Below are 20,157 nucleotides of genomic sequence, written 5' to 3' on the forward strand. Positions count from 1 at the left end.
CAGCGGTACCGGGGCTTCTCCACGTGGGTCACTCGGGGGTCAGTCCCACCAGTGGTTGCCGCCCCCGTGGCCGTTGTTGCCCTCGGAGAGACCGCCGACGATGCCGCCGTCGTCGTCCCCGCCGCCGATGCCGTTGTCTCCGCCGCCGCCCGCGGTGGTCAGGTTGACCGCCGAGCCGGGCTCGGCCTTCTCGCCGGCGTTGGGCGTGGACAGGACCACGAGGGCGTCGTCGTCCTGCGGGCCCGTGATGGTGCCGACCGTCAGACCCGCGTCCTCGATGGCCTTGCGCGCGTCCTTCAGCTTCTGGCCGGTGAGGGGCGGAACCGTCGACTCCGCGGCCTTCTTGGCGACCTGGACGTTGACCGTGGAGCCGGGGTCGGCGGGCGTACCGGCCGCGGGCGTGGTCTTGATGACCTTGCCCTCCTCGACGTCCTCACTGGCCACGTCCTGGCGGGCGGGAGTGAAGCCGTTGTCCGTGATCTGCTTCGCCGCGGCTTCGTAGTCGAGGCCGGCGACGTCCGGGACGGTCTCCTGCTTCTTCTCCTTGGCGACGGTGAGCGTGATCGTCTCGCTCTTCTCCGCCTTGGTGTCGCCCGCGGGGTCCTGACGGATGACCTTGCCGGGGGTCCGGTCGGACTCCTCGGTCGCCTTCTCGATGTTGGTGAAGCCCTTGTCCTCGAGCTGGCTCTTGGCCTCCTCGTAGCTGAGGCCCTGCACGTCCGGGACGGTGATCTTCGGCGAGCCCGTCGAGACGGTCACCGTGATGGTGTCGCCCTTCTTGACGTCGGCGTCGACACCGGGGTCCTGGTCGCAGACCTCACCCTTCGGGAACTTGGCGCACCGCTTGCGCTCGCCGACCTCAAACTTCAGGCCGACGTTCGTGGCGGACCTCTTCGCCTCGTCCTCGGTCTCGCCGATGAGCTTCGGGGCCTTGATCGACCCGTCGCCCCCGCCGTCGCCGCCGAAGGTGTACTTCCCGATGAGGATCGCGCCCACCAGGACCAGGATGCCCGCGAGGACGAGCAGCCACGTCGACGTGTTGCTCTTCTTCTGACGGCGGCCGCGGCCCTCGTCGTAGCCGTAGCCCCCGTCGTCCGGGTTGACCGGCGGCAGCATGGACGTCTGGCCCCCGCCGTTCTGCTGGCGGAGCATCGCGGTCTGCTGGTCGTCCGGGCCGCCGTAGCCGACCGCGCCCATGGCGGCGGTGGCCGCGACGGGCTGGCCGTCGAGGCAGGCCTCGATGTCGGCGCGCATCTCGTCGGCCGACTGGTAGCGGTAGTCCGGGTCCTTGGTGAGGGCCTTCAGGACGATGGCGTCCATCTCCGGCGTGATCTCGCCGTCGAAGACGCTCGGGGCCTGCGGCTCCTCACGTACGTGCTGATAGGCCACGGCGACCGGGGAGTCGCCCACGAAGGGCGGCCGGACCGTGAGTAGCTCGTAGAGGAGACAGCCGGTGGAGTAGAGGTCCGAGCGGGCGTCGACCTGCTCGCCCTTGGCCTGCTCCGGCGAGAGGTACTGCGCCGTGCCGATCACCGCGGCGGTCTGCGTCATCGTCATGCCGGAGTCGCCCATGGCGCGGGCGATGCCGAAGTCCATGACCTTGACCTGGCCGTTGCGCGTCAGCATGACGTTCGCGGGCTTGATGTCGCGGTGCACGATGCCGTTGCGGTGCGAGTACTCCAGGGCCTGGAGGATGCCGATCGTCATCTCCATGGCCCGCTCCGGCAGCAGCTTGCGGCCGGAGTGCAGCAGCTCGCGCAGCGTGGAACCGTCGACGTACTCCATCACGATGTACGGGATGGAGACCCCGTCGACGTAGTCCTCGCCGGTGTCGTAGACCGCGACGATCGCCGGGTGGTTGAGCGAGGCGGCAGACTGGGCCTCACGGCGGAACCGGGCCTGGAACGACGGGTCGCGAGCGAGGTCCACACGCAGCGTCTTCACCGCCACGGTGCGGCCGAGGCGGGTGTCGTGCGCGAGGTAGACCTCCGCCATCCCACCGCGGCCGAGCACCTGGCCCAGCTCGTACCGGCCGCCGAGGCGACGCGGCTCTTCCATAGCTATTCCAGCCCTCTCCGTCGGTCCCGACCGCACCGTTGTGTGGTCCGGCGGTGTGCTGTCCGGGCATACGGTACCCGGCTCCACTTACGTGACCCGGCCGCGACCGTCACCCGATACCGGACCGGTACCGCAACGTGCACCGATGTGGAGGGCTCGTGACGGGGGTCACTTCTTGCTGTCGATGACTGCCTTCATCACGTTCTTGGCGATGGGCGCGGCGAGGCCGCCGCCGGAGATGTCCTGGCGGCTGGCGTCACTGTCCTCGACCACCACGGCGACGGCGACCGGCGAGCCGGAGTCCGTCTTGGCGTACGAGATGAACCAGGCGTACGGGTTCTTGCTGTTCGCGACGCCGTGCTGCGCCGTACCCGTCTTGCCTCCGACAGTGACGCCGGGGATCTGGGCCATGGTTCCCGTGCCCGACTTGACGACCGTCTCCATCATTTCCTGGAGCTTCTGGGCGTTCTCCTTCGAGAGCGGCTCGCTCATCTCCTTGGGCGAGTGCTTCTCGACGACGTCGAGGTTGCGGGCCTGCAGCTCGCTGACCATGTACGGCTCCATGAGCGTGCCGTCGTTGGCGACCGCGGAGGCGACCATGGCCATCTGCAGGGGCGTCGTGGCGGTCTCGAACTGGCCGATGGAGGACAGCGCGGTCTGCGGCTTGTCCATGTCCTCGGGGAAGTTCGAGGCGTTCGAGCGGACCGGGACGAACTGCTCGGAGTTGAAGCCGAACTTCTTGGCCGTCTCCAGCATCTTCTCCTTGCCGAGATCGGAGCCGATCTTGCCGAAGACGGTGTTGCAGGAGACGCGCAGTGCCTCGCGCAGCGTGGCGTTCTTGCAGGGCAGGTCGCCCTCGTTGTTCAGCGGCTGCGTGGTGTTCGGCATCGTCCACGGAAGGGGCGAGTCCGTCTTCTCGTCGATGCCGTCGTACAGACCGTGCTCCAGGGCGGCCGCCGCCGTGACCACCTTGAAGGTGGAGCCGGGCGGGTAGGTCTCGCGCAGCGCGCGGTTGACCAGCGGCTTGTCCTTGCTCTTGTCGAGGTCGAGGAACTTCTGGGCCTCGGCGTTGGTGTTGCCCGCGAAGTCCCCGGGGTCGTACGAGGGAGTGGAGGCGAGCGCCAGGATCGCGCCCGTCGACGGGTCGATCGCGGCCACCGCACCCTTGCCGCGGCCCTTCAGGCCGTCGTACGCGGCCTTCTGGGCGGCGCCGTTGAGGGTCGTGACGACGTTGCCGCCCTCCTTCTTCTCGCCGGTCAGCATGTCGAGCGTGCGGCGGAAGAAGAGCCGGTCGTCGTTGCCGGTGAGGATGCCGTCGTCGATGTTCTCCAGCTGGTTGGCGCCGATGCGCTGCGAGGAGTAGCCGGTGACGGGGGCCCACATGGGCCCGTCCTTCCAGGTGCGCTTGTACTTCAGGTCGCTGCCCGGGGTGGCCTTGGAGCCGGTGATGGGCTTGCCGTCGACGATGATGTCGCCGCGCGGCTGGGAGTAGCGCTCGATGGTGACGCGGCGGTTCTTCTCGTGCTTGGCCAGGGAGTCGGCCTGCACGTACTGGAGCCAGTTGTCCCGGGCGAGCAGGGCGAGGACGAGCAGCCCGCAGAAGATCGCGATCCGGCGCAGGGGCTTGTTCACGGTCGGACCACCTGGGTCATTTCGGCGTCGGGGTTCGGGGCGGGGGAGGGGGCCGGACGGCGCGCGGTGTCGCTGATCCGGATCAGGATGCCGATCAGGGCCCAGTTGGCGATGACGGAGGAACCGCCGTACGCCAGGAAGGGCATGGTCATACCCGTCAGCGGGATCAGGCCCATGACGCCGCCGGAGACGACGAACACCTGGATGGCGAAGGCTCCGGAGAGGCCGATCGCGAGGAGCTTGCCGAACGGGTCGCGGGCGGCGAGCGCCGTGCGGACGCCGCGCTCCACGATCAGGCCGTAGATGAGCAGGATCGCCATCACACCGGCCAGACCCATTTCCTCACCGAAGGTGGCGAGGATGAAGTCGGAGTTGGCGGCGAAGCCGATCAGGTCGGAGTTGCCCTGGCCGAGGCCGGTACCGAGCACGCCGCCGGAGCCGAACGCCATCAGGGACTGGGCGATCTGGTCGGTCTGGGCGATGGTCTCCGGGGCGAACGGGTTCAGCCAGGCGTCCACACGCTGCTGCACATGGGGCTCGAACGTGGCCACGCCGACCGCGCCGACCGCGGACATCAGCAGACCGAACACGATCCAGCTGGTGCGCTCCGTGGCGACGTAGAGCATCACGACGAACATGCCGAAGAACAGCAGCGACGTACCGAGGTCGGTCTCGAAGACCAGGATCAGGATGGACATCGCCCAGACCACCACGATCGGGCCGAGGTCGCGTCCGCGCGGGAGGTAGAGCCCCATGAAGCGGCGGCTGGCCAGGGCGAGCGCGTCGCGCTTCACCATCAGGTACCCGGCGAAGAAGATCGCGATGACGATCTTCGCGAACTCGCCCGGCTGGATGGAGAATCCGCCGATGCTGATCCAGATCTTGGCGCCGAACACGTTCATGCCGAGGCCCGGCACGAGCGGCAGGAGCAGCAGTACCAGGGCGCCGACCATGGAGATGTACGTGTAGCGCTGCAGGACACGGTGGTCCTTGAGCAGCAGCAGCACGCCCACGAAGAGCGCGACGCCGATCGCCGAGTACATCAGCTGGTTCGGCGCGGCCTGGACGAAGTTGTCCCGCTGCTGGAGCTTCTCCGACTGGTCGAGCCGCCAGATGATCACCAGGCCGAGGCCGTTGAGCAGGGTCGCGAGCGGCAGGAGCAGCGGGTCGGCGTACGCGGCGAACTTGCGCACCACGATATGCCCGACGCCGGCCAGCAGGCCGAGCCCGAGGCCGTAGCCGAGCATGCCCGTGGGCACCTTGCCGTCGAGCGCGAGGCCCACGTTCATGTAGGCGAACAGCGGGATGACGACGGCGAACGCGAGCAGCGCGAGCTCGGTGTTGCGCCTGCTCGGCGCCCCGATCGCGCCGATCGTCGACGTGTGTGTAGTACTACTGCTCATGGCGTGCAGAGGCCCCCAACGGCTGCTTACTGCTTACCGCACAGCGGGACCAGCTTCTGCTCATCCTCGGAGAGGCTGGGGCCGGGTGTGGGAGTCGGTGCGGTCTTGGACTTGTTCTTGTCGGTCGAGTTGTTCTTGTCGTTCTTGTCGGTCCTGGCGTCCGTGCCGGGCGAGGTCGGGTCCGCGGTCGGCGCGGTGCGCAGGCCGGTCGTGCCGCCCGCTTCGCCCTCGCCGGTCTTGGCGTTGTTCTCGCGCTCGACCTCGCGGCGCTCCGCGTCCTTCTTGCACGCGGTGGCCTGCAGTCCCAGCTCGTCGATCTTGCTCTTGGCCTCGTCGAGGCTGTCCTCGACGATGTTGGCCTCGACCTGCTTGCGCTGGTACGGCGGCAGGTACTTGAGTTCGACCTCGGGGTGGTCCTTCTCGACCTTCGACAGGCTGACCCACGCGAGGTCCTGGTCGATGCCCCTGTAGAGGGCTACGTGCTTGTCCTTCGTGCCCACGTAGTACTGGGTCTGTGTCCAGCGGTAGCCGCCGTAGAGGCCGCCGCCGATGACGGCGAGAGCGAGCACTCCGTAGAGCGATCTCTTGAGCCACTTGCGGCCGCCGCCGGGCTTCACGAAGTCCTCGTCGCCGTACGTCTCGAAGCTGCCCTCGGGGACGTATCCGACGGTGTCGCCGCTGCCGGGCGGGCCGAAGCCGCCCCCTCCCTGAGGAGCCTGCGGCGGCACGGGACGGCCGAGGCCGGACGCACGGCCCGCGGGGGTCTGCATCGCGCCGTCGTCCTGCGACTGGAGCTGGTTCTCGGCGACCGCGCCGACGACCACGGGGGTGTCGGACAGCTGGCCTGCGAGGGTGTCGCCGCTGTCGATGTCCAGGACGTCGGCGACGATCACGGTGATGTTGTCGGGGCCGCCGCCGCGCAGCGCGAGCTGAATGAGCTCCTGCACGGTCTCCTGGGGGCCCTGGTAGGACGCGAGGGCGTCCTCCATGGTCTGGTGCGAGACGACTCCGGAGAGGCCGTCCGAGCAGATCAAGTACCGATCGCCGGCGCGCACTTCGCGGATCGAGAGATCGGGCTCCACGTGGTCACCGCTGCCCAGCGCGCGCATGAGGAGGGACCTCTGCGGGTGGGTGGTGGCCTCTTCCTCGGTGATGCGGCCCTCGTCGACGAGGCGCTGTACCCAGGTGTGGTCCTGAGTGATCTGCGTCAGGACGCCGTCCCGCAGGAGGTACGCGCGGGAGTCGCCCACGTGCACGAGCCCGAGGCGCTGTCCCGTCCACAGGAGCGCGGTCAGGGTGGTCCCCATGCCCTCAAGCTGGGGGTCCTCCTCGACCATCATGCGCAGCTGGTCGTTGGCCCGCTGCACGGCGGTGCCCAGCGACGTCAGGATGTCCGAGCCGGGGACGTCGTCGTCGAGCGTGACGAGCGTCGAGATGACCTCGGAGCTCGCCACCTCGCCCGCGGCCTGGCCCCCCATGCCGTCGGCAATCGCGAGGAGACGTGGGCCGGCGTAACCGGAGTCCTCGTTCCCCTCCCGGATCATGCCTTTGTGCGATCCGGCGGCGAAGCGCAAAGACAGACTCATGCGCACCTCGCCCGTCGGCTCCGGGTACATCCGCACGGTGCCCACCCTCCGGTCGGGAGCGCGCCGGCGTCCAGTGCCTGGACCGCCGTTTCGGCTCGCTCGCTCCGCTCGCGCTCTGTCATGACGTAGTACTACTTCCGCAGCTCGATGACGGTCTTGCCGATGCGGATCGGCGCGCCCAGCGGAACGGGCGTCGGGGTGGTGAGTCGGGTCCGGTCGAGATACGTGCCGTTGGTGGACCCGAGATCCTCGACGATCCACTGGCCGTCACGGTCCGGGTAGATCCTGGCATGCCTGCTGGAGGCGTAGTCGTCGTCCAGCACGATCGTGGAGTCGTGCGCACGGCCCAGCGTGATGGTCTGCCCCTGCAGCGCGACCGTCGTCCCGGCGAGGATGCCCTCGGAGACGACCAGCTTGCTGGGGGCGCCGCGCCGCTGGCGGCCACCGCCGCCCTGCTGCTGTCGCTGCTGTGGAGGTGCGGCCTGCTGTTGGCGGGCGGCCTGCTGGGGCCGCTCACGCCGGGAACCGCGCTGTGTGACGCGCGTTCCGAACAGGTCGCTGCGGATGACCTGGACGGCCACGATCACGAACAGCCACAGAACGGCCAGAAAACCTAGCCGCATGACCGTCAGGGTCAGCTCTGACATTGCCCCCGCTTCACCCTTCGGCTTGCCGATAAACGATGGTGGTTTGGCCCACGACGATCCGCGAGCCGTCGCGGAGCGTAGCGCGGGTGGTGTGCTGCCCGTCTACCACGATGCCGTTGGTAGACCCGAGATCCTGGATCGTCGAGGGCGTTCCGGTCCGGATCTCACAGTGCCGACGGGATACGCCGGGGTCGTCGATCCGCACATCGGCGTCGGTGCTGCGACCCAGCACCAGCGTCGGGCGGGAGATCTGATGGCGATTGCCGTTGATCTCGATCCAGCGCCGCACCTGGGCGCCCGGAAGTGGTCCGGCACCGGGGCCCGCGGGCCTGTTCGGAGCCGGGGACTGCCCGCTGGGGCGACCCGCGCCGGGCGGCGGCGCGGCGGGCATGGGAGGTGCGCCTCCGGGCGAACCGGAGGGCGGCTGCGGATAGCCGGCGGCGCCGGCCCCTCCGCCGCCACCTGCGCCGCGGCCGGGGGCCGCCGGGCCGCTGGGGCCCGCGGGGGCGCGCTCGGGCGCCTGGGAGCTGCTGGAGGCGAGGGTGCGGCTGCGCACGCGGTACAGGCCGGTGTCGAGATCCTCGGCCTTCTCCAGGTGGACCTTGATGGGGCCCATGAAGCTGTACCGCTGCTGCTTCGCGTAGTCACGCACCATGCCGGAGAGCTCGTCGCCCAGCTGGCCCGAGTACGGGCTGAGTCTCTCGAAGTCGGGGGCGCTGAGCTCCACGATGAAGTCGTTCGGGACGACGGTCCGCTCGCGGTTCCAGATCGTCGCGTTGTTGTCGCACTCCCGCTGGAGTGCGCCGGCGATCTCGACGGGCTGGACCTCGGACTTGAACACCTTGGCGAAGGTGCCGTTGACCAGACCTTCAAGTCGCTGCTCGAACTTCTTCAGGACTCCCATGGGGCACCTCCTCCGTCGTAGTCATCCTGGTACTGCTTACTGATCGTATCCACGCGCCGGGAAATCGGCTGGTTCCCCCTGTCCGCCCAGTCGACGAGTGTCGCCTCTCACAAGACATGCCCGCACCAGCGTCCAGGGATCCTCCCAGGACCCCTGACGGAGCCCTGATCCATGGCCCCGGAGCCCCTTACGGGCAACTGCTCGGGACGTCCGCTCGAGCCTCCTCTTACAAGGGATCGTAGAGGGGGCTCAAAGCCAGTGTCCCGCACCTGGCTGTGGACCTCGGTGAGCTCGGCCGAGGAGGGGTGAATACGGGACCGCGGTGCCGGACGGGTCCGGTTCGGTCTGTGGGGCGGCTGGGGCCCACCCCGGGCCGGGGCAAGGCTTCTGGGCCAGGTGCCCGCTGAATACGGATGTGAATCCACCTGCTGCAGCGTGCTAATCTTCTGGATGTCGGCAGGCGCTCACACCACACAGTGAGAGACCCAAAGACAGCACCCATGCGCGGGTGGCGGAATAGGCAGACGCGCTGGATTCAGGTTCCAGTGCCCGAAAGGGCGTGGGGGTTCAACTCCCCCCTCGCGCACAATGAGGAAGCGGTCCTCCTCCGGACGAAAGTCCGGAAGGGGGCCGCTTCTTTTTGCGTGCACGCGTGCGTGTGCGGTTGTGGAGCCTGAGGTGGTGATGTATGTCACCGAAGTTATCCACAGGCTCTGACGGCGGTCGGCGAGCGGCGGTACCTTCGAGGCCGGATTCGTGGTTGGCCGATGGCCGACGGGGGGCGATGAGCATGGTGGAGCAGGGCGGGAAGATTCCCGGGCAGCGGGGCGAGCGGCTTCCGCGGGTGTCGGGGTTCGCCGGGTGGCCCGCGCAGGGGTCGCCCAAGGCGGAAGGCAAGGCGCTGCGGCAGCGGGTGCCCCGTGCCGCGCACGCGGAGTTCGAAGTGGACGGTGGGCGGCCCGATTCCGTGGCCGCCGTGGAGGCGTCCAACCGCAGCCGGATCCCCGAGCTCACGCCGATCCGGGTCGGCAGGATGGCTGCCTCACCTTTCGCGTTCCTGCGGGGCTCCGCGGGACTGATGGCGTACGACCTCGCGCGCACCCCGCTCTCCGGCATCGGTGCGCAGATATGCGGTGACGCGCACGCGGGGAACTTCGGGTTGTACGGGGACGCGCGCGGCGGTCTTGTCATCGATCTGAACGACTTCGACGAGACGGTGCACGGCCCCTGGGAGTGGGACCTCAAGCGCCTGGCCGCGTCCCTGGTGCTCGCGGGGCGCGAGGCGGGGGCGAGCGAGGACGCCTGCGAGGAGGCGGCCCTGGACGCCGTCGGGGCCTATCGCCGCACGATGCGGCTGCTGGCGAAGCTTCCGGCGCTTGACGCGTGGAACGCCATCGCGGACGAGCAGTTGGTCTCGCACGCGGACGCGCGGGACCTCCTCGGCACCCTGGAGCGGGTCGCGGAGAAGGCGCGAAAGAACACGAGTGCCCGTTTCGCGGCGAAGTCGACGGAGCGAGCCGTGAGCGCGGACGGTGCCGAGGGGCGCCGCTTCGTCGACGCTCCGCCCGTGCTGCGGCGCGTGCCGGACGCGGAGGCAGCCTCGGTGGCGGCGGCCCTCGGGGAGTACGTGGGCACGCTGACCGAGGACCGGCTGCCGCTGCTCGCGCGGTATGCGATCCAGGACGTGGCGTTCCGCGTCGTCGGCACGGGCAGCGTCGGCCTGCGGTCGTACGTGGTGCTGCTGCTCGACCACCGGGGCGAGCCGCTGGTGCTCCAGGTCAAGGAGGCGCGGCCCTCCGCGCTGCTGCCGCATCTGCCGGTGGCGGGCTTCAAGGCGCCGGAGACCCTGCACGAAGGACACAGGGTGGTGCTCGGCCAGAAGCGGATGCAGGTCGTCAGCGACTTCCTGCTCGGGTGGACGACGGTCGAAGGGCTGCCTTTCCAGGTGCGCCAGTTCAGGAACCGCAAGGGCAGCGTGGACCCGGCCGAGCTGGCCGCGGACCAGCTGGACGACTACGGCCGCATGACCGGCGCACTGCTGGCCCGCGCGCACGCGCACAGTGCGGACCCGCGCCTCATAGCGGGGTACTGCGGGAAGAACGACGAGCTGGACGAGGCGATGGCGCGGTTCGCGTCGGCGTACGCGGACCGTACAGAGGCCGATCACGCGCTGCTGGTGCGGGCGGTCAAGGAAGGGCGGGTGGCGGCGGAGTCGGGGGTGTGACGGTGCAGGGTTCGGGCGTGGCGCGGGTGGGTTTCCTGGCTGGGGCCTTCTGTGGCCTAGGCTGGACGAGTGACGACCCCGGAAGCCGAGCCGACGCAGCCCGAGACTCCTGAGACTCCCCGAGAGGGAGCGCAGCAGTCGGGTTCCGAAGGGCGGCTCAAGGAGCAGCTGAAGGCGCGGCTCAGGGAGAGGGCCGAAGCGCGGTCGGGCGAGGGCGACGAGGGTCGTTCCGCCGAGGAGCCGCCCAAGGAACGCCCGGAGGAGCGGCTCGAGAGGGCCGTGCGCGCTGCCGAGCAGGCGTTGATCGAGTACGAGATCGCGCTGGAGACCTTCCGCGTGGAGGTGGAGAACTTCTCCCGCCTGCACCACCAGAAGCTCGGCCCGATGTACGCCCGGCTCGACGAGCTGGACGCGCAGATCGCCGAGGCCACCGCCGCCCGCACCGGCGACCCGGAGGACCGGCGCAAGGCCGAGGAGGCCCGGGCGCAGGTGATGCCGATGCCCGGCGTCGAGGAGCTGTTCCACGGCTGGATGGACAGTGAAGGGCTCTACCCCGAGGCCGCCGCGATGCTGACCGATCAGTCGGTGCGGCCGCCGCAGCGGGTGCGCCCCGGCGAAGAGGCCCGCAAGCTCTACCGCGAGCTGGCCCGCAAGGCGCATCCGGATCTGGCGCAGGAGGAGGGCGAGCGGCAGCGGCGCGAGGAGTTCATCACGCGGGTCAACGCCGCATACGCCCGCGGTGACGAGGCGATGCTGCGGGAGCTGTCCGAGGAGTGGGCCGCGGGCCCGGTCCCCGAGGAGCAGCGGCTCACCCGCAGCGAGGAGCTGTACGCCAGGCTCGAATGGCTCGCCCAGCGCAAGGAGCTCCTCACGGTCCTCGCCAAGGAGCTGGAGGAGAGCGCGATCGGCGGCATGCTGCGTCTCGCGCCCGACGACCCGGACACGCTGCTCGACGAGATCGCCGAGCAGTTGCTCGCGCAGGTCGGCGAGCGTGAGGCGGAGCTGGCGCGACTGCGCGACTGACGGCGCGGCCCTTCGGGTAGCGTCGGGGGCATGGTTTTCGGATCTCAGGTGCCCACGGTCGGCATCGACGACCTCACGAGCGGTGACTTTCTGCTGGACGTCCGGGAGGACGAGGAGTGGCAGGCGGGGCATGCCGCGGATGCGCTGCACATCCCGATGAGTGAATTCGTTTCCCGGTACGGCGAGTTGACGGAGGCCGCGCCGCAGGACGGCAAGGTCAATGTGATCTGCCGGTCCGGTGGACGCTCCGCCCAGGTCGCCATGTACCTCGGGCAGCAGGGCATCGAGGCGTTCAACGTCGCCGGTGGCATGGAAGCATGGGCAGCCGCCGGGCGGCCCGTTGTCGACGACAAGGGTCAGCCGGGCGCCGTGATCTGACCGCAGTCCTCGTCGCCGCCCCGGTGGCGGCCTCAGCCGAGTGCGTGGGCGGCCAGCAGGTCGCCCAGAGCCTCCTCGTGCGCCGCCGCGGGGCCGAGGGAGAGCTCCAGCTGCTTGGCCCAGGCGTGATAGCGGTGCAGCGGGTAGTCGGTGTCGGCGCCGAAGCCGCCGTGCAGGTGCTGGGCGGTCTGCACGACCCTTCGTACGCCTTCCGATGCCCAGATCTTGGCGACGGCCACGTCTCCCGTCGCGGGCAGGGCGCCGTCCGCCCCGGTGCTCACGCGCCAGACGGCCTGCCAGAGGGTGACCTCCATCGAACGCAGGTCGATGTAGCGGTCGGCCGCCTGCACGGCCACGGCCTGGAACGTGGCCACGGGGTGGCCGAACTGCTCCCGCTTGCTGACGTATTCACTCGTCATGCGCAGGACGCCCTCGCCGAGCCCGAGCGCGAGCGCACAGGTCCCGGTGGCGAGCAGGTCGCGCAGCCGCTCCCAGGCACCGTCGGCGTCGATGACGTCGGTCGCGGCGATGCGCACGCCCTCCAGGCGAAGCTCGCCGAGGCGCTCGCCGCTGGTGGAGATCTGCTCGGCGACGGTCAGACCTTCGTGGTCGCGGGGGACGAGCGCGAGGACGGTGTGGCCTTCGGGCGTGTGGGCGGGGACGGCCACGAGGTCCGCGTTCTGCACCCAGGGGACGCCTGTCTGGAGCCCGTCCAGGATCCAGCTTTCACCGTCGCGCTGTGCGGTGACGGCCAGGTCGGCCGGGTCGTGGCCGGTGCGGCCGTTGGCGGCGACCGTCAGGACCAGGTCGCCGCGCGCGGCCGCGGGAAGAACCTTCCGCTTCAACTCGTCCCCGCCATGGGCCTGGACCGCGAGCGCGGCGGCGCTGGCCTCCAGGAGAGGGACCCGCGCGAGCACCTTCGCGGACTCGCGCAGCACCAGGCACAGGGCGATGGCGTCCAGGCCCACGCCGCCGTGCTCCGGGGCGATGAGCACGCCCAGGAGGTCGGCGTCGGCGAGCCGGGACCACAGGGCGCGGTCGAAGTCCTCGGCGACGGCCCCGGGCGTGAGGGCGGGGCTCGGCACCCCGTCCGGCTCCACGCCCGCGAAGACTGCCTGCGCCGCCTCGACCACGGCCTGCTGTTCCTCGGTGAAGGTGAAGTCCACTGCCTGTCCTCCCACGCACCGGCCGACCGACGTGTCCGTCGTCTTTTCCGCCTCTTCGTTTCTGACGGAGCGTCAAGATAGAACAGGTTCTATGCGAAGGGAACAGGCAGGTGGGGTGTCAGCGGTCGAAGTCCAGCTCCACGGTGTCCGTGGCCGGACGGGACTGGCACGCCAGCACATAACCGGCCTCCGTCTCCTCCGGCTCCAACGCGAAGTTGCGGTCCATCCGCACCTCGCCCGAGACGCAGAAGGCCCGGCAGGTGCCGCATACCCCGCCCTTGCAGGCGTACGGAGCGTCGGCGCGGTTGCGCAGCACCGTTTCGAGGAGGGTTTCCCCGCTCCGCACGGGCCAGGTGCCCGAACGGCCGTCCAGGGTCGCCGTCATCGTGCTGTGCGCGGGCACGGATGCCGAGGGGACGGCGGCGACGGTGACGCCTCCGTCGTCCACGTGGAAGATCTCCTCGTGGACGCGGCGGCGGGGGACACCGAGGCCGCGCAGCGTCCGCTCCGCACCCTGCACCAGGCCGAACGGGCCGCAGAGGAACCAGCCCTCGATCTCCGACACCGGCAGCAGCGCGGGCAGGAGCTGGGAGAGCCGCTCCTCGTCGAGCCGTCCGGAGCCGAGGCCCGCCTGCTGCTCCTCCCGGGAGAGCACGGTGACCAACTGGAACCGGTCGGGCCAGCGGTCCTTCAGATCGGCGACCTCCTCCAGGAACATCGTCGACGCGGCGGAACGGTCGCTTCGGATGAGGCAGAAGTCCGCTTTCGGCTCGCGCTCCAGGAGCGTCGTGACGATGGAGAGCACCGGAGTGATGCCGCTGCCGCCGACGATCGCCGCATAACGCCCCGGCGCCGGGTCCAGCGTGAACCGTCCGGCGGGTGTCATCACCTCCAGCTCGTCGCCGACGGCGACTTCCTTGAAGGCGTACGTGGAGAAGGCGCCGTCCTCGACGAGGCGCACCCCGACGCGCAGGGCCCGGGGCTCCTCCGGGGCGTCCACGGGCGGGGCCGCGGAGCAGATCGAGTACGTACGCCGGATTTCCGTGCCGTCCGCGAAGCGGCGGATGGCGAGGTGCTGGCCCGGCGTGAACCGGTACTCCTCGCGCAGCGGCGGGGGCACGTCGAACGTCAGCGTCACGGAGTCGTCGGTGAGCCGGTCGACCGCCGCTACCCGGAGCGGGTGGAAGCGGGCCATCACAACTCCTTGAAGTGGTCGAAGGGTTCACGGCAGGAGGCGCAGCGGCGCAGCGCCTTGCAGGCCGTGGAGGAGAAGCGGCTGAGCAGTTCGGTGTCGGTCGAGCCGCAGTGCGGGCAGCGGATCGCCAGACTCAGCGGAACGGGCCCGTCGGCCGAGTGGGAACGCGGGGGAGCTATGCCGAACTCGGCCAGCTTGCGGCGGCCTTCGGCACTGATGTCGTCGGTCGACCAGGCGGGGGAGAGGACCGTGCGCACCGCGACGTCGGCCACGCCGTGCTCGTGCAGGACCTGCTCGATGTCGGCGGACATGGCCTCTATCGCCGGGCAGCCCGTGTACGTCGGGGTGAGCTCGACGTCGACCTTGCCCGGGGCGAGGACCCGCACGCCGCGCACCACGCCGAGCTCGGCCAGTGTCAGCACGGGCAGCTCGGGGTCGGGCACCGAGCCCGCGAGGGCCAGGAGCTCCGCCTCCAGCGCGGTGGGCGAGGTCGTCACCATGACGCCCCCGGGTGGCTGCGGTGCAGGTGCTGCATCTCGGCGAGCATCCGGCCGAACGACTCGGTGTGCAGACCCTCGCGCCCGGCGCCCGCCGTCCACGCGCCGGTCTGCGGGCCCTCGGGCACGGTCAGGGTCGCCCGCTCGAGGATTGCCGTCACCGACGTGGTCCAACTCTGCCGCAGCGCCTGCCAGTCGGCGTCCAGCCCCGGCACCGGCTTGAACATCTCGCCGGTGAACCGCCACAGCGCGTCGATACCGGTCTGCATCCGCGCGTGGCTCTCGTCCGTGCCGTCACCGAGCCGCAGGGTCCACTGCTCGGCGTGGTCCTGGTGGTAGGCCACCTCCTTGACGGCCTTCGCGGCCAAGGGGGCGAACTCGCTGTCTCCGGACGCCAACTCGCCGTACAACAGCGTCTGGTAGGTGGAGAAGTAGAGCTGGCGGGCGATGGTGTGGGCGAAGTCGCCGTTCGGCTGCTCGACCAGCTGGAGGTTGCGGAAGGCGCGCTCCTCGCGGAGGTACGCCAACTCGTCCTCGTCGCCTGCCATGGAGAGCAGGAGGCGGGCCTGGCCGAGCAGGTCGAGGGCGATGTTCGCCAGGGCGACCTCCTCTTCGAGGACCGGGGCGTGTCCCGCCCACTCACCCAGCCGGTGGGAGAGCACCAGCGCGTCGTCGCCGAGGGCCAGGGCGGGGAAGGCGGCCGGGGCGTCGGGCGAGGCCGGGGCCGGGGTGGTCACGGGTGCCTGGGCGGTCACAGGTGCTTCACCCCTTCCGGGATCTCGTAGAACGTCGGGTGGCGGTAGGGCTTGTCGCCGGACGGTTCGAAGAAGGAGTCCTTCTCGTCCGGGGAGGAGGCGGTGATCTCGGTGGACGGCACGACCCAGATGGAGACGCCTTCGCTCCTGCGCGTGTACAGATCGCGGGCGTTGCGCAAGGCCATCTCCGCGTCCGGCGCGTGCAGGCTGCCCGCGTGGGTGTGGGAGAGCCCACGGCGGGAGCGGACGAACACCTCCCACAGCGGCCAGTCGGTCGAGCTGCTCATGCTGTCGCCTCTCCGTGCTGTGCGGGGTCGTCCTGCGTGCTGTGTGTGCCGTCCCCGGCAGGTGCGGCCGGGTGCTGCGTGTCCGTGTGCCGGGCGGCCGTCTGCTTCTGCTGCTTCTCCGCATACGCGGCCGCGGCCTCGCGGACCCAGGCGCCGTCCTCGTGGGCGCGGCGGCGCTGGGTGATGCGCTGGTCGTTGCACGGGCCGTTGCCCTTGAGGACGTCCCAGAACTCGGTCCAGTCGATCGCGCCGAAGTCGTGGTGTCCCCGGGACTCGTTCCACACCAGGTCCGGGTCGGGGAGCGTCAGGCCGAGGGACTCCGCCTGCGGGACGCAGATGTCCACGAAGCGCTGGCGCAACTCGTCGTTCGAATGGCGCTTGATCTTCCACGTCATCGACTGCTCGGAGTGCGAGGACTCGTCGTCGGGCGGGCCGAACATCATCAGGGAGGGCCACCACCAGCGGTCCACCGCGTCCTGCGCCATATCGTGCTGGGCCTGGGTGCCACGGCTCAGGGCGAGCAACGACTCGTACCCCTGGCGCTGGTGGAAGGACTCCTCCTTGCAGACGCGGACCATCGCCCGCGCATACGGACCGTACGAACAGCGGCACAGGGGGACCTGATTGGTGATCGCCGCGCCGTCCACGAGCCAGCCGATCGCGCCGACGTCCGCCCAGGTCAGCGTGGGGTAGTTGAAGATCGACGAGTACTTCTGGCGGCCCGAGTGCAGCTTGTCGAGCAGCTCGTCGCGGCTGGTGCCGAGGGTCTCCGCAGCGCTGTACAGATACAGGCCGTGGCCCGCCTCGTCCTGCACCTTGGCCATGAGGATCGCCTTGCGCCGCAGGGAGGGGGCGCGAGTGATCCAGTTGGCCTCCGGCTGCATGCCGATGATCTCGGAGTGCGCGTGCTGGGCGATCTGGCGGACCAGGGACGCGCGATAGGCGTCCGGCATCCAGTCGCGTGGCTCGATGCGCTCGTCGGCTGCGACCGCCGCGTCGAAGACGGCCAGGTGCTCCGCTGAGGACGCGGCCTCGTCCGGCTCCGTCCCCGCCGCCCGGTGTGCGGCTGCTGTCGCCATCTCGGTCCCCCTCGACCTTGAGCGAACCGCCCGACCGATCGTTCGGTTCGTTGAATTCAATGGTGCGGCCCTCGGCCATAAGGTGTCAACCCTGTGGATAACTTCACGGACGCTGTGCGCGGTGGGCGGGCCTGAGTACCGTTCCGGCGGCAGGGTTCGGTGCGGGAACGGGGAACGGGGCGGAATGGACGGGAACGACAAGGGCTCCGGTGGTGGGCCCGGCGGTCCTGGCGAGGTCGGCGGGCCGCCAGGGGCCGACGATCCTGCCGGGTCCGACGAGGCTGTCGGGCCTGACGATCCTGCCGGGTCCGACGAGCCCGGACCCGGGGATCCTGCAGCCGGGGAGCCCGGACCCCAGGCGCCCGCACTTGAAGATCCCGCACCCGAAGATCCCGCACCCGAAGATCCCGCACCCGAGGACCCCGGACCTGAGGAGCCAGGACCCGAGGACCGCGGCCCGGTGGCCGAACGGGAAGCGCGGGTCGGGATCGCCGGGCTCAAACTCGGCTATCAGATCGCCGCCGCGTGCGCCCTCGCAGTCGTCGCCGTGGCCGCCTGCGTCCACATAGGAATGCTGTTCCTCCACGTCGCACCCTCGAACACGCTGACCAAGCAGCACGGGGACGTGGTCGACGAATGGATCTACCCCGAGTTCGAGCAGAACTGGAAGCTCTTCGCGCCCAACCCGCTCCAGCAGAACGTCGCGGTGCAGGCCCGTGCGGAGCTCCGGACCGCTGAAGGGGGTGTGCGGACCACGGAGTGGTACGGCCTTTCCGCCGCCGACGCCGCCTCCATCGACGGAAACCTCCTGCCCAGCCACACGCAGCAGAACGAACTCCGCCGCGCCTGGGACTTCTACGTGGGCTCGCACGACTCGCAGAATCGTCCCGTCGGTCTGCGGGGCCAGCTCTCCGAGCACTACGTCCGCCGCATCGCGTACATGCGGCTCGACCGGGCAGAGCCGGGACACAAGGGCGACGAGATCGCGCGCGTGCAGCTGCGCTCGAAGACCACGAACGTGCGGCCGCCGAAGTGGAGCGACGAGAAGGTCTCCCCCAAGCCGATCTACCGGGTGCTCCCCTGGTGGTCGGTGGGGCCCGAGGACCTGCCGCTCGCCGAGGGGAAGGGCCGCGCGGACACCGAAGGTCGTACGGATATCGAAGGCCGTGCAAACACCGAAGGCCGTGTGGCCGCCGACGCGGAGAGGGCTGCACGGTGAGTCGTATCGAACGCCCGCTGGTGCGAGGCATCAACAACGTCACGGGGTTCGCCCTCGGCCCGTACCAGACCGCGGTGGTCCGTATCGGGTTCGCCACCACCTGGCTGTTCTTCCTGCTGCGCGAACTCCCCCACCGCCACGAGATGTACGGGCCCGACGGCCCCTGGAACTGGGACATGGCGCAGCAGCTCATCGCGAGCAACGGCGCCTTCACCGCTCTGATGTGGTCGGACGGGCACGTCTGGTTCGAGATCGTCTATGCGGTGGGGATCATCAGCAGTGTCCTGCTGATGCTCGGGTGGCACACGCGCGCGATGTCCGTGCTCTTCATGATCGGTGTGCTGTCGCTGCAGAACCGCAGCATCTTCATGGGGGACGGCGGCGACAACGTCCTCCACCTGATGTCGACGTATCTGGTCTTCACGCGCTGCGGCCAGGTCTGGTCGCTGGACGCGCGGCGCGCGGCACGCGTACGTGCGCGTACGCGCGTGGAGGACGACGTCGCGGCCGTGGGGGACGGGGCGGTCGGGCCCGCTCTGTGGTGGGTGTTCGGGCTGGGTCTGTCCGTCGTGACGTTCATGGGGGAGCTCAGCGGCGGGTGGCTGCTGCTCTTCTGGGGGCTGTGGCTGGTGCACGGCTTCTGGTGGGCCGTGGGGCGGCGGGCTCCGCAGAGCGAGCTGCGCAAGCTCCTCGACGTCGTGGCGAACCTCGCCCACAACGCGGGCCTGCTGGTGATCATGGTCGAGGCCTGTCTGATCTACGCGACCGCCGGTTGGTACAAGATCCAGGGGAGTCGCTGGCAGGACGGCACGGCCGTCTACTACCCGCTGAACCTCGACTACTTCTCCCCGTGGCCCGCCCTCTCCGAACTGCTCTCGTCCCACGGCATCATGGTGCTCCTGGTGACGTACGGAACGGTCGCCGTCCAGGTGGCCTTCCCCTTCGCCCTCTTCAACCGCCGGGTCAAGAACGTCCTGCTCGTGGCCATGATCATCGAGCACTCCGTGATCGCGGTCGTCCTGGGATTGCCGTTCTTCTCGCTCGCGATGATCGCGGCCGACGCGGTGTTCCTGCCGACGTCCTTCCTGCGGCGGCTCGGCGGTTGGGCGGCACGCGCGCGTGGCGGGGCGGTATCCCGTCTTCCGCTCCCCCGCCGCGGTGACGTGCCGGAACAGCGCGCCGTGAACGGGACGCTGGGAGAGCGGCGGGAGGAGCAGCGGGGCGAGAAGTGGGGCGAGAAGCGGGGCGAGGAACCCACCGAACCCGCGCGCGTAGGCTTCACGCCATGAACAGGGCGGACGGGGCGACGGGGATGGACGGGGTGGGCGGGGCGGATGCCGAAGGCGCCGTGCGCGTCTGGCGCGGGCTCGCCGATACGTCCGTGCTGCTCGACGGCTTCCATGCGATCAAGCACGCGCTGCGCTTCGGCGCGGAGGTGCCGGTCGTGCTCACCAATGACCGGTCCGCCGTCCTGGCCCTCGCGGACGAGCTCGCGCCGGACGTGCGGGACGCCCTCGGCGGACTCCTGACGGAGGTCCCGGACGAGCGGCTGCGCGCCCTCGTGCCCCGGCTGCACCCCACGGCCGTCGCCGCCCTTGCGGTACGTCCCTCTCGTGCGGCCAACCTCGAAGCACTGCGGAGGGCATCGAGGTCCGCGCCGGTCGTCGTGCTCGACGATCCCCGCAACCTCGGCAACGCAGGGGCGGTGATCCGGCTCGCCGCGGGGTTCGGGGCGACCGGGGTCGTCACGACCGGCACGCTCGACCCCTGGCACCCCACGGTCGTGCGCGGCGGCGCGGGCCTGCACTTCGCGACCGCCGTGGAACGCATGGACGTGGCGGATCTCCCGCCGGGCCCGGTGTTCGCACTCGACGCGGAGGGCGAGGACATCAGGGGGCTGAAGCTCCCGGACGATGCCGTGCTCGCCTTCGGCTCCGAGCGCAGCGGTCTGTCGGCCGCGCTGCGGGACCGCGCGGACCACCTGGTGTCCCTGCCGATGCGCCCGCAGGTCTCCAGCTACAACCTGGCGACGAGCGTCGGCATGACGCTCTTCCACTGGTCGGCGGGCAGGCCCCCGGGACCGGAGGCCTGAACCCGCCGCGGA

General features: G+C 70.1%; 18 protein-coding genes and 1 tRNA gene. 7 read left to right on the plus strand and 12 right to left on the minus strand.

The features are described from left to right. Positions 1–39: 39 nt before the first annotated feature. From pknB to AC068B_RS24975, 6 genes are all read right to left on the minus strand, one after another. Positions 40–2,058, minus strand: a complete 2,019-nt coding sequence (gene pknB / locus AC068B_RS24950; RefSeq protein WP_478673872.1) for a Stk1 family PASTA domain-containing Ser/Thr kinase — start codon at positions 2,056–2,058, stop codon at positions 40–42. A gap of 168 nt (positions 2,059–2,226) precedes the next feature. Further along, positions 2,227–3,690 (minus strand): peptidoglycan D,D-transpeptidase FtsI family protein, encoded by a 1,464-nt coding sequence (locus AC068B_RS24955; RefSeq protein ID WP_478673873.1) that lies wholly within the window; start codon positions 3,688–3,690, stop codon positions 2,227–2,229. Next, positions 3,687–5,093 carry an FtsW/RodA/SpoVE family cell cycle protein gene (locus AC068B_RS24960; RefSeq protein WP_478673874.1) on the minus strand — a complete coding sequence of 469 codons (1,407 nt, stop codon included), beginning with the start codon at positions 5,091–5,093 and terminating at the stop codon, positions 3,687–3,689. The genes AC068B_RS24955 and AC068B_RS24960 overlap by 4 nt, the downstream gene beginning before the upstream one ends. A 26-nt stretch (positions 5,094–5,119) precedes the next feature. Beyond that, on the minus strand, positions 5,120–6,679 hold the full coding sequence (locus AC068B_RS24965) for a Stp1/IreP family PP2C-type Ser/Thr phosphatase (protein ID WP_478673875.1): 1,560 nt from the start codon (positions 6,677–6,679) through the stop codon (positions 5,120–5,122). Positions 6,680–6,810: 131 nt separating this feature from the next. Continuing rightward, a complete protein-coding gene (locus AC068B_RS24970) occupies positions 6,811–7,326 on the minus strand; it encodes an FHA domain-containing protein FhaB/FipA (protein ID WP_055563971.1) in 516 nt (171 codons plus the stop codon). Between the two features lie 10 nt (positions 7,327–7,336). Next, complete coding sequence (locus AC068B_RS24975) at positions 7,337–8,230, minus strand: FhaA domain-containing protein (RefSeq protein WP_468565734.1); 894 nt, start codon at positions 8,228–8,230, stop codon at positions 7,337–7,339. A gap of 502 nt (positions 8,231–8,732) precedes the next feature. Between AC068B_RS24975 and AC068B_RS24980 the strand changes: the two genes are divergently transcribed. From AC068B_RS24980 to AC068B_RS24995, 4 genes are all read left to right on the plus strand, one after another. Then, positions 8,733–8,816 (plus strand) — tRNA-Leu (locus AC068B_RS24980). A gap of 198 nt (positions 8,817–9,014) precedes the next feature. After that, a complete protein-coding gene (locus tag AC068B_RS24985; protein ID WP_478673876.1) occupies positions 9,015–10,454 on the plus strand; it encodes a DUF2252 domain-containing protein in 1,440 nt (479 codons plus the stop codon). Positions 10,455–10,523: 69 nt separating this feature from the next. Beyond that, entirely contained in the window at positions 10,524–11,477 is a 954-nt protein-coding gene (locus AC068B_RS24990; protein WP_478673877.1) for a hypothetical protein, read from the plus strand. Positions 11,478–11,525: 48 nt separating this feature from the next. Further along, positions 11,526–11,855: a rhodanese-like domain-containing protein gene (locus tag AC068B_RS24995; RefSeq protein WP_468565940.1), complete on the plus strand. Its 330-nt coding sequence runs from the start codon at positions 11,526–11,528 to the stop codon at positions 11,853–11,855. Between the two features lie 32 nt (positions 11,856–11,887). On the opposite strand, the gene AC068B_RS25000 is transcribed toward AC068B_RS24995, so the two are convergent. From AC068B_RS25000 to paaA, 6 genes are all read right to left on the minus strand, one after another. After that, positions 11,888–13,021, minus strand: a complete 1,134-nt coding sequence (locus AC068B_RS25000; protein ID WP_478673878.1) for an acyl-CoA dehydrogenase family protein — start codon at positions 13,019–13,021, stop codon at positions 11,888–11,890. A gap of 118 nt (positions 13,022–13,139) precedes the next feature. Further along, positions 13,140–14,216, minus strand: a complete 1,077-nt coding sequence (locus tag AC068B_RS25005; RefSeq protein ID WP_478673879.1) for a 2Fe-2S iron-sulfur cluster-binding protein — start codon at positions 14,214–14,216, stop codon at positions 13,140–13,142. Next, positions 14,216–14,716: a 1,2-phenylacetyl-CoA epoxidase subunit PaaD gene (gene paaD, locus AC068B_RS25010; RefSeq protein WP_478673880.1), complete on the minus strand. Its 501-nt coding sequence runs from the start codon at positions 14,714–14,716 to the stop codon at positions 14,216–14,218. Before paaD ends, AC068B_RS25005 begins: the two co-directional genes overlap by 1 nt. Beyond that, entirely contained in the window at positions 14,710–15,450 is a 741-nt protein-coding gene (gene paaC / locus AC068B_RS25015; protein ID WP_478674165.1) for a 1,2-phenylacetyl-CoA epoxidase subunit PaaC, read from the minus strand. Before paaC ends, paaD begins: the two co-directional genes overlap by 7 nt. A 14-nt stretch (positions 15,451–15,464) precedes the next feature. Next, the gene (paaB, locus tag AC068B_RS25020; RefSeq protein WP_328888047.1) at positions 15,465–15,755 is read right to left on the minus strand and encodes a 1,2-phenylacetyl-CoA epoxidase subunit PaaB; all 291 of its coding nucleotides are present in this window, start codon (positions 15,753–15,755) and stop codon (positions 15,465–15,467) included. Beyond that, the gene (paaA, locus tag AC068B_RS25025; RefSeq protein WP_478673881.1) at positions 15,752–16,834 is read right to left on the minus strand and encodes a 1,2-phenylacetyl-CoA epoxidase subunit PaaA; all 1,083 of its coding nucleotides are present in this window, start codon (positions 16,832–16,834) and stop codon (positions 15,752–15,754) included. The genes paaB and paaA overlap by 4 nt, the downstream gene beginning before the upstream one ends. 184 nt (positions 16,835–17,018) lie before the next feature. Between paaA and AC068B_RS25030 the strand changes: the two genes are divergently transcribed. Genes AC068B_RS25030 through AC068B_RS25040 form a run of 3 tightly spaced genes read left to right on the plus strand, consistent with a single transcriptional unit; the run spans position 17,019 to position 20,145 of the window. Next, positions 17,019–18,053, plus strand: coding sequence for a DUF5819 family protein (locus AC068B_RS25030; RefSeq protein WP_478673882.1), 1,035 nt, complete (start codon positions 17,019–17,021; stop codon positions 18,051–18,053). Continuing rightward, positions 18,050–19,342: an HTTM domain-containing protein gene (locus tag AC068B_RS25035; protein WP_478673883.1), complete on the plus strand. Its 1,293-nt coding sequence runs from the start codon at positions 18,050–18,052 to the stop codon at positions 19,340–19,342. Before AC068B_RS25030 ends, AC068B_RS25035 begins: the two co-directional genes overlap by 4 nt. A 23-nt stretch (positions 19,343–19,365) precedes the next feature. Continuing rightward, entirely contained in the window at positions 19,366–20,145 is a 780-nt protein-coding gene (locus AC068B_RS25040) for a TrmH family RNA methyltransferase (protein WP_478674166.1), read from the plus strand. Positions 20,146–20,157 lie beyond the last annotated feature (12 nt).

Source organism: Streptomyces sp. NPDC042371 (assembly GCF_056437465.1).